Here is a 7,977-nt window from a genome sequence, read left to right on the forward strand (position 1 = left end):
CTCTACTTGGCTCTACTTTTGACGCTAATACGCGCCGGCAGCGATGGCCGCGAGCTTGCTACCCTTAGGGTCGTTCCGCTCTTTGCGGGCATGTCCAGCCGCAGAAGCAGGAGCCAGCAAGTTTGCGAGCCTACCCGCCCCTTCTCCAGTAGCGGGCTTTGCCAGAAGCTTGGCTAGGCCTTGGCTGTTAGCCGCCCGCCCTAGGGTTGCGCCACCCATCGCCGCTTTCGCGATGACAGGGATCAGGGCCGGATTGGCGATGCTGCCTCCGCCCATCAACAAGTTGTAGATGAGTGAACGCTGTGCGGTGCCGCTATCGGCAATGGGGTCTTTGAGAATTGTTTGCCCCATCCTCGCCAGCTCCCGCATTTCGCCTGTACTGCCCTGACGGATCAGCGGCCACAGGGATGCCGGGCGGATGTCTCCCGACGCGCCAGCGGCCTGCTGCAGCGACTTTTGGGCGACTCTCATGTTGGCCCACTGCTTGTTTGCCTGGCGCAACAAACTGGCATCGTCCTCGCCGACTGAGCGGTACGCAGCGTCATCAAGGACTTTGCGCAGCTTTTTGATTGCCACCCCCATCCGACCGTTGTCCGCAGCGCCCCTCAGTGACTCCCGTAGCGCCTGGTACTTCGGGCCCGACACGGCACCGTCGGCGAAGTCATCCAGGATCTTCTGGAACTGGTTACGTACCACCTCCGCTTGATCCGCCGTCATGTCGCGCAGAGCGTCCCTCTCCACAGTCGCCATCGCTCGCAGGTCGTCAGAATTCAATGTGACCGCGTTGCGATCGAACACGTCGTCGTAGACCTGGCCGATATGCTTTCGGGCGCCCGCCATCACGTCATCCGACAGCGCAGCTTCGTCTACACCAAACGTGCGTCCCACCGCTCGATTGAAGCCCTCCTGCTGCCGAGTCGCCGCCTTGCCATAGCCGCTGAATGGCAGGTACTTGCCAGCCGAGGCGATCACCTTTACCGGGAGAGACTGTGACACCTGCGATGCGTGCAGCGGGATTCCCAGTTCGTCCGCGCGCTGTGCGAGCTGGCGGGTCTCCTCGGGGATACTCCTTGAGAAACGCCGCGCTAGCGCTCCCATGCGATCTCCCACAACGTGCCCTCCCGCCCCAAAAACCGCGCCAGTGGCCGTGTTCGCCGCCCTACTCTCGCCCTCGACGACCGGCTGCAAGCCTGCGTAACCCGCGCTAAGGCCGACGTTAGCCGCGAGGGCCGCTTTCCCTGTCGTTCCCAGCGTACGCGCCACAGCGCCCCCAGGGGCCGCCATAAGTCCCACGTCACCCGCGAACTTACCCACGCTGGCCGCCGTGTCCCCGTCCATGTACGCATCGTCCAGCCGGGCCTGTGCTTCGCGCGCCATGGATTGCTCATAGCGAGTAGCGGGAGCGCCCGTCACCAACGCCGCCAGACCTGACCGTCGAGGGGCGACCATATCAGCCGCTTTAGCGTAGAGCTGATCCACCCCACGAACTGCAGCCCCAACTCTTGACCCTACGCCGATCATTGCGCGGGCGGGCATGGGGAGTTCCCGGAACATCTCTGCCTTGGCTTCCTCTGCCGTCATCAAAGAACCTGCCGCGGCCAATGTTTCTGCCGACCGCCGCGCTGCCTCCTCGGGAGCAATCGGTTGAAGGGTCGAGGCACTTGGCGCGAGAGATGGACCATCATAGGTTGCCGTGCCGCCTGGCACGATCTGGACCTGCTCTGGAAGCTCAGGGGACAGCACACCTGATCCAAACTGAGTACGCGCCTGTACGTTCGAGAAGTCTGGCTCGGCCGCGTATTCGACCCATGGGCCGGACTCCTCCTGATATTTCTCCCAAGGGCCCGCCATCACAGTCTCTCCCAGTTGTTCTTGTCTGCAGGGTTGCCGCCTTTGAACCTGTACCCATCCTGCACGGATCCCGCTTGAGGCGCTTTACTTGCGTTGCCGCCCGCACCCTCCTCCCGAAGCGCGTCCCGAACAGCCTCAGACCACTTGGAGTAATGGTCAGCAATCCGGTCGAGGTTGCGCTGTAGCTGCTCCGCGCTTTGGTTGGGATCGAGATTAGCCACCGTGGACTGCAGCGCCGTCAACTCTTGAATTGCCACCTGGCCCAGCGCGCCACCAGTCGGCGAGTTGTCGCGCATCTGTTGCAGTCGGTCGAAGCCCAAGTTGGCCTTGATCGTCTCGATCTCAGCCGCGAGGTTGTACGCGGGCGAGCCCTCGATTCCCCGCGAACGAGCACCGATGAAGCCCGTGGACATGCCACCGATCATGTTGCGGGCCTTCTGGATGGACGACTGCACGTTCTGAGCCGTATCCAAGGCCTGCTGATATCGGGCAACTCGCTTAGGCGCCTGTTCGTTTCGCTCGGCCTCCAGCTCTGCATCCTTCTGCGCCGCCGTCTTGAGCCGCTGGGCTTCAGCCTCTGCCCTTGCGCGCGCATCAGCCGTGGAGAGGTCCACGTTGGTCTCCGCAAGGCGCTTCTGCGCCGCCTCCTCCGCCGCGGAAAGCGGACGGGCACCGCCCATGTAGCCGCCATTGACCGGGTCGAGCCGGGGGCCGGTGATCGGCGAACCTGCGGCTGGCATCGGCTGCGCGCCCATCCGCTGCATTGGCGGCTGAGTATCGATGCCTCCAGCGTTCAACCGGCTCCGAATGAATGCCTCGATCTGTGCATCAGAAATGCCCGCCTGGGCCATCTGCGTGGCAAGAGTGGTGGTTTCATCCACCATCGCCTGACCGGCGCCAGGGGCCATCCCACCACCGCCAGAGCCGCCCGTCTGGAACGGCGCGAGACGGTTCTCGCCGAGACGGCCGCGCTGAAGCACCATCGGGCCATTGCTGGTCTGCACGACCTCAGAGCTGAACGACTCCTGGAGCGGCCTTGAACCAAGGCCCGCGAAATACTTCAGGGCCTCGGGCCTATCTTCCTCGGAGAGCTGGGAAAGCAGCCATTGCTGATGGCGCTGCGTCGCCGGGACATCCGAACCGCCGCCCGCCTGCGCCAGCTTCTCCATCATCGGGTACAGGAAGGGCGTGTACTCGCCCTGGACGCCCAACGACTTTCCGAGTGGAGCCAGCTTCTCCCGGTAAATCTGCGGGCGCAGCTGCTCAGGGGCAGCGACGAGCATCCGGGCCCCTTGGCTGATCGCCGCCATATCGAGCCCCTGAAGCTTCTCCTGCACGGCAAGCGAGGTCGGGGCGTCGATCATCGCGGCTTGGCCCAGCGCCTGGCGCCGGGCGTTCGGGTCGGCCACGGCCTGGCCCAGTAGACTCTGCAGCTTGGACTTCTGCCCAGCGACCTTGCCCGCCTCGGCCATCTGCACGCCCTGCATCATTCGGTCGTAAAGGCCCATTAGTGTCGAGCCTCCTGTTGCATCCTGTTCTCAGCTCCGCATTCCATTGCTTCAATCTCCTTAATGGCCCGTCGCCGCATCCTTGCGACCCTTTAGGGCATGACAAAACGAAAAAAGCTGCCCGGAGGCAGCTTTCGGAAGTAAGGTGCCACCCATGTCGCGGGGCGGCGCGCGAGGACTGGCGGGGTCGGCAGGATCCTAGCGCTAATTATGCCTAGATGCGGTTGGATGCAGTTCCCGGCACTGAGGGTGGTACAAAGACGGCGGGGTTGGCCAAGCCGTGCGCATTGACCTCGGTGAATTAAGGCCAAGAAGCTCAACCATTCCGGCCCTGCTTGCTCGCTCGGCCAAGCTTAGGTGTCAGCCTATGAAGAACAACCCGGCGTCCCGAATGCATCGCGTCCTGATGACGTGGAAGTCAGTCAAACCTACGGATTCTGCGGTTGCGGGTTGGCTACGAGTCTTTGAGTTAGAGAGTGTCCAAAGGAATCGAGACTTTGTTCGAGTTGGCTACCGACTTCAGTTGATGCTAGATGAGCTGGACCTGCTCCGGGAAAAGCTCGAGGGCCAATCTGTTTCGCCGGCCTCCTACCAATCGACCCTCGCAGGGCTCGATAACGCACTGTCCCCCTCCATCCTCCATGCAAAGGCTGAGAGTGTTCGTCAGTACCTAACTGATGGCGTCTACGTTGGGCTGGGCTTGTGCGGCGAACTCCTACCGGATGAGGAAGAGGAAATCACCAAGGATGATTTCCGAGAGTTCGTCGGGCTCATTAACGAGTTGGAGCTGATGCTGCAAGATAGCTCGCTTCCTTCTAGCCTGGTGGCTTTGATCCGAAGGCACATCCGGCAGGCCGAACTGGCAGTGGCTCAGTACCCTATTCGTGGCGCGGTAGCCCTAAAAGATGCGCTCAAGTATGCAGTCGGGGACCTCGCGGTTGAAGCTGATGCAATCCGCTCTGCGGATTCGGAGAGTGCAAATAAGGTTACGCGACTCTGGAAGAAGGCCAATGATATGGCGGATGGTGCAATCAAGACGGACAATATTATGCAGCTAGGGAGTCGAGTTGTGAAGTTCCTCACCGATGTTGCTGGGGGATAGGCCGGTTGGCTGCGTGAGTTGATGCGATAGTTGTGGCCCGGTCGAAAGTGCTCTGAAGCGACTGTCACCATGTCAAGCAATTGACCATCCCATCTAGTGCGAGAAGCCTCATGTTCAATCGCCGCTATTTCGTGACCTACAAGCGCTGGAACGGGAGTGAGACAGAGACGGCCACATCCATGATTGGTCGCTTCAGGGATCAAGAGTTTGCTGAGCGAAGGGCGCGAGAGCGCTACGGCGCTCCTGGCAGTGAGATACTCAACATTCGGCCTGAGACCGACTTTGAGGCGAATTGCTACAAAGGCTTGCGCTTTGTGGTTCGCGCCCTCCGAATCTCCGTCGCCGCCGTGATCGCGCTGCTCGCATTTGCTTGGCTTTGGGACTTTGACTCAGATGTTGGGCATATCCCGCTTGGCGAGTTGACGCTCAACATGATCTTCTCTCGATTGTTCGATGTGGCTCTATTGCTTGGGGCGGGCTGGCTCTGCTGGGTGATTGCATTTGGTGATGGGCCGGAAATCGATCGGTAGGGCGCCTGAAGGCTGCTAGCAAGAGTTCCCCTGCTCGTACCGCCATATTGCGTCCAATATTCCAGCCCGGAGCCACGCACCCGCCCGGGCTCGGTAGTCCAGAAAGTGGCCTTTCCGCATCCCCGCATCTTGGGCCCCGAGCCGCGCTGATGCGGACCGGCTGCGAACATGCTCCATTGCCGATTCGATGACGACTACTGCCTGTCGCGCGCTGCATTTCCAGTCCGAGGCGATGGCTCGCCGCGCAAGGTAGAGCTGCACCGCCAGCCTACGCTCTCGGCCATGGGATCGGTACCAGACCAAGAGGTCGTCTGCGTCGCGGGTCGTGAAGTCGGCCATCCCTCGGGCGCCAGCATTCAGCCCGAGATAGGCAGGGGGCGTCGATTGCGGCGGTCCTGGCCGTTGCGCTGCTCTTAGCGTCGCCAGTCGCGTCACGTTGCGGCGCCTTTTGGGGTCGTCCCCTCTCCCCTCCCCTCAATCCCTATAGCCTGTAAAGCTTCAGGTAGGGCGGTTAAGGGGGGTATTGGAGAGGTAGAATAGGGGGCGCTTTTGGGGGGTATTGCAAGCCGGTAGAAGGTCGGCCGAGGCCCGCGGCCCTTTCGGGGCATGGCAACTTGCGCCGGCTCAGCGACCGTCAACAGGCCGGATTGGACCAAGCGCCGACGGACCGCGATGAAAGTCTTTTCCCGAGAGAACCATTCTCGAAGTTCACTCCAGACAAGCGGGAACGGTTTGAAGCCATCTGCCTTCCGGTAGGCAAGCAGCAGCAGCGTCCGTGAGGCGTCGTCCAGCGCTTTGTACGGCTCGCCATCGAGGGCGGCTAGGGGGATGGCTACCGAGCCGTCTGAGGCCGCCTTATAGCCGCTGGAGACGATCTGGCGCAGCTCCGCGTCCGAGAGGGGCTGCTCGCACCTAGTGGCGTTGACCTCACGCAGCTTTGTGAGTTGAACGCCCTTGGGGATACCCTTCGCTGCTCCGGAGCGGGCAAGCCGAAACAGGGTCTCGTTTCGGGCGCCTCTTTGGATCTGTTGGGGAAGGTTGAGGTTTCGGGACAGCCCGAATGCTTCCGCCATCTCTGTCCAGGTCAGGGGGTGATCGTCGCACTCAATCAACCGGGAGAGGCAGGGCGCCGCCTTCCAGTGCAGAAAGCCCGGGAGCCGCATGACACGGCTTCTGTCGAATACCTTGGCGTCGCCGCCGAACTTGGCCGCAAGGGCTTTTTGCGCCGCTGAGAACGGTTCCAAGGGCATGTCAGCAACGGGCCAGTAGGCGTGCCACTTGCCGGGGGAAGATTCGACAACGATGCGCGGCGGGATCGGTGCCGCCATGACAGGCGCAAGCGGGGCGCCATCGAGGTCAACAAACAGGGCGCGCGCAGCGACGACATTCGCGGCACGCCGGCCCGAGCCATCTCCACGGTTGACCATGCAGAACACACCGCCGCCTCGCTCATTGATGCCGACAAGTCGTGACGCAAGGCGCCTTAGCGGCCCATGGAGGACGCGCGTCAACCCCCTCTGGCCGCTCTTGGCGTCATCGAAGGTCTGGAATGTGTGCACTGAATCGCCGGACAGAGCGCCCAAGAAGCGCTCCGCCATCTCAATCTTGATTGTGTCCATGCCGACCCCTCGGCCCCTAAGCTCTGCCCATCAGCCCTTCCCCTTAGGAGGGGGACGCCGGTCGGCCTTTTGAGAAGGACGCGAGTTGCGTCGGGTGGAAGTGGGTTGGCTTGGACGGCTGCGTCCGCGCAGTGGCACATGGCGCCAGGTCGTACCATCGCGGGCCGCGCGAATTGTGCTTCGATCCATGCCTAGTTCGCGGGCCCACTCTGCTTCCGACTTGAAGCCCGCGGTAGCGCGAATCTCGCTCACCAGGGCGTCCGTCAATTTGGATTGCGAGCGCTGTTCGCCGACTGGCGCGAGACCATTGGCCAGTGCCCTCTTGGCGTTTTCAGAGCGCGTGACAGCCTCAAGGTTTGAGATGCGGTTGTCCGCTTTGATCCCGTTGAGATGATCAATCTCTAGACCCTGCGGAATGGCCCCATGCACGGCCTCATAGACGACTCGGTGCGCATACTGGCACCCGCGACTGAGCCAACCGATCCGGACATACCCGTCCGCGCACAAGCTGCCGATTGGCGTGCCACGAACGCCGTAGATGACTCCATCTTGCGGGTCAACAAGGAAGCCCGTGGCCTCATGGCGAACGACACCAAAGATGAGGGGGCGGGGCATCTCCGCGACTCGGTGCCCGATCATCGAGCTGCGACCTCTGTCCGGGCCAGACGCTCCGGCAGGGTGCGGAGGCTGTCCAGGTAGACGTATCGGCGGGTTCCGATGGTGAAGGTGTCTAGCTGCCCATTGCGCGCCAGCTCAAAAGCGACGGACCGGCTGATTCCATGGTCTGCGCAGGCCGGGACCAGCGGCCGGTAGGTCGGTGAATCAATCGAGTGCATAGCCGTCTCCTACATGCCGCCCACATGCGCGTGGACGGCTTCGGATAGCTACGGTATGAAACAGGCGGACGTGCGCCCCTGAAAGAACCCCTTACAAAATATCCCTGGAAGTTTCAGGCTCTGGCGGGAGCGGGAATGCCTGTTTCACACGTGCCGCCATCTGCGAGACCTCGTTCTCATCTATGCCTTGTGAGTAGAACATGCAAACCAAGTCGCGCACGATTGCCGGTGATACGTCGCCCCAGCCTTGCCAGAAGTACTTGCACAGGGCGCGGGTGAAGAAGTTGCGCTCCGCATTTGCGAGTCTTGGGCGCTGGATCGGAGCGCTCTGCCCATCCTCGCAAAACTTTGCCGCAATACGTCTCAGCAGATTGGGAAGCGTTGGGACGCCTCCGTAGTCAGAGGCGTCTTGTCCGTAAGCATGATGATCACGATATGAATCGCCCCGGGTTCACTAGACATCTCCAAGCCGTACATTATGGCAATCACGGAGGTGTGTATGAGTGGCAAGCGGTATACGGAAGAGTTCAA

Annotated in this window: 6 protein-coding genes; 2 read left to right on the plus strand and 4 right to left on the minus strand. The window is 61.7% G+C overall.

Annotated features, from left to right (window positions below; translation table 11 throughout):
- Positions 1-24 precede the first annotated feature (24 nt).
- A complete protein-coding gene (locus tag FKV25_RS11825) occupies positions 25-1,851 on the minus strand; it encodes a hypothetical protein (RefSeq protein WP_170218626.1) in 1,827 nt (608 codons plus the stop codon).
- Positions 1,851-3,359 (minus strand): hypothetical protein, encoded by a 1,509-nt coding sequence (locus FKV25_RS11830; RefSeq protein ID WP_141519003.1) that lies wholly within the window; start codon positions 3,357-3,359, stop codon positions 1,851-1,853. The genes FKV25_RS11825 and FKV25_RS11830 overlap by 1 nt, the downstream gene beginning before the upstream one ends.
- Before the next feature lie 367 nt (positions 3,360-3,726).
- On the opposite strand from FKV25_RS11830, the gene FKV25_RS11835 reads away from it, so the two are divergent.
- Together FKV25_RS11835 and FKV25_RS11840 are read left to right on the plus strand one after the other, a co-directional pair.
- Positions 3,727-4,461 (plus strand): hypothetical protein, encoded by a 735-nt coding sequence (locus tag FKV25_RS11835; RefSeq protein WP_141519004.1) that lies wholly within the window; start codon positions 3,727-3,729, stop codon positions 4,459-4,461.
- A 110-nt stretch (positions 4,462-4,571) separates the two neighbouring features.
- Positions 4,572-4,991, plus strand: coding sequence for a hypothetical protein (locus tag FKV25_RS11840; protein WP_141519005.1), 420 nt, complete (start codon positions 4,572-4,574; stop codon positions 4,989-4,991).
- Between the two features lie 431 nt (positions 4,992-5,422).
- Here FKV25_RS11840 and FKV25_RS11845 read toward each other — a convergent pair whose 3' ends face one another.
- Positions 5,423-6,610 carry a DNA-primase RepB domain-containing protein gene (locus FKV25_RS11845; RefSeq protein ID WP_141519006.1) on the minus strand — a complete coding sequence of 396 codons (1,188 nt, stop codon included), beginning with the start codon at positions 6,608-6,610 and terminating at the stop codon, positions 5,423-5,425.
- 30 nt (positions 6,611-6,640) lie between these two features.
- Positions 6,641-7,225, minus strand: a complete 585-nt coding sequence (locus tag FKV25_RS11850) for an HNH endonuclease signature motif containing protein (protein ID WP_170218627.1) — start codon at positions 7,223-7,225, stop codon at positions 6,641-6,643.
- Between the last annotated feature and the right edge of the window lie 752 nt (positions 7,226-7,977).

Origin of the sequence: Marilutibacter aestuarii (assembly GCF_006546775.1) — a bacterium.
Lineage (GTDB): Bacteria > Pseudomonadota > Gammaproteobacteria > Xanthomonadales > Xanthomonadaceae > Marilutibacter > Marilutibacter aestuarii.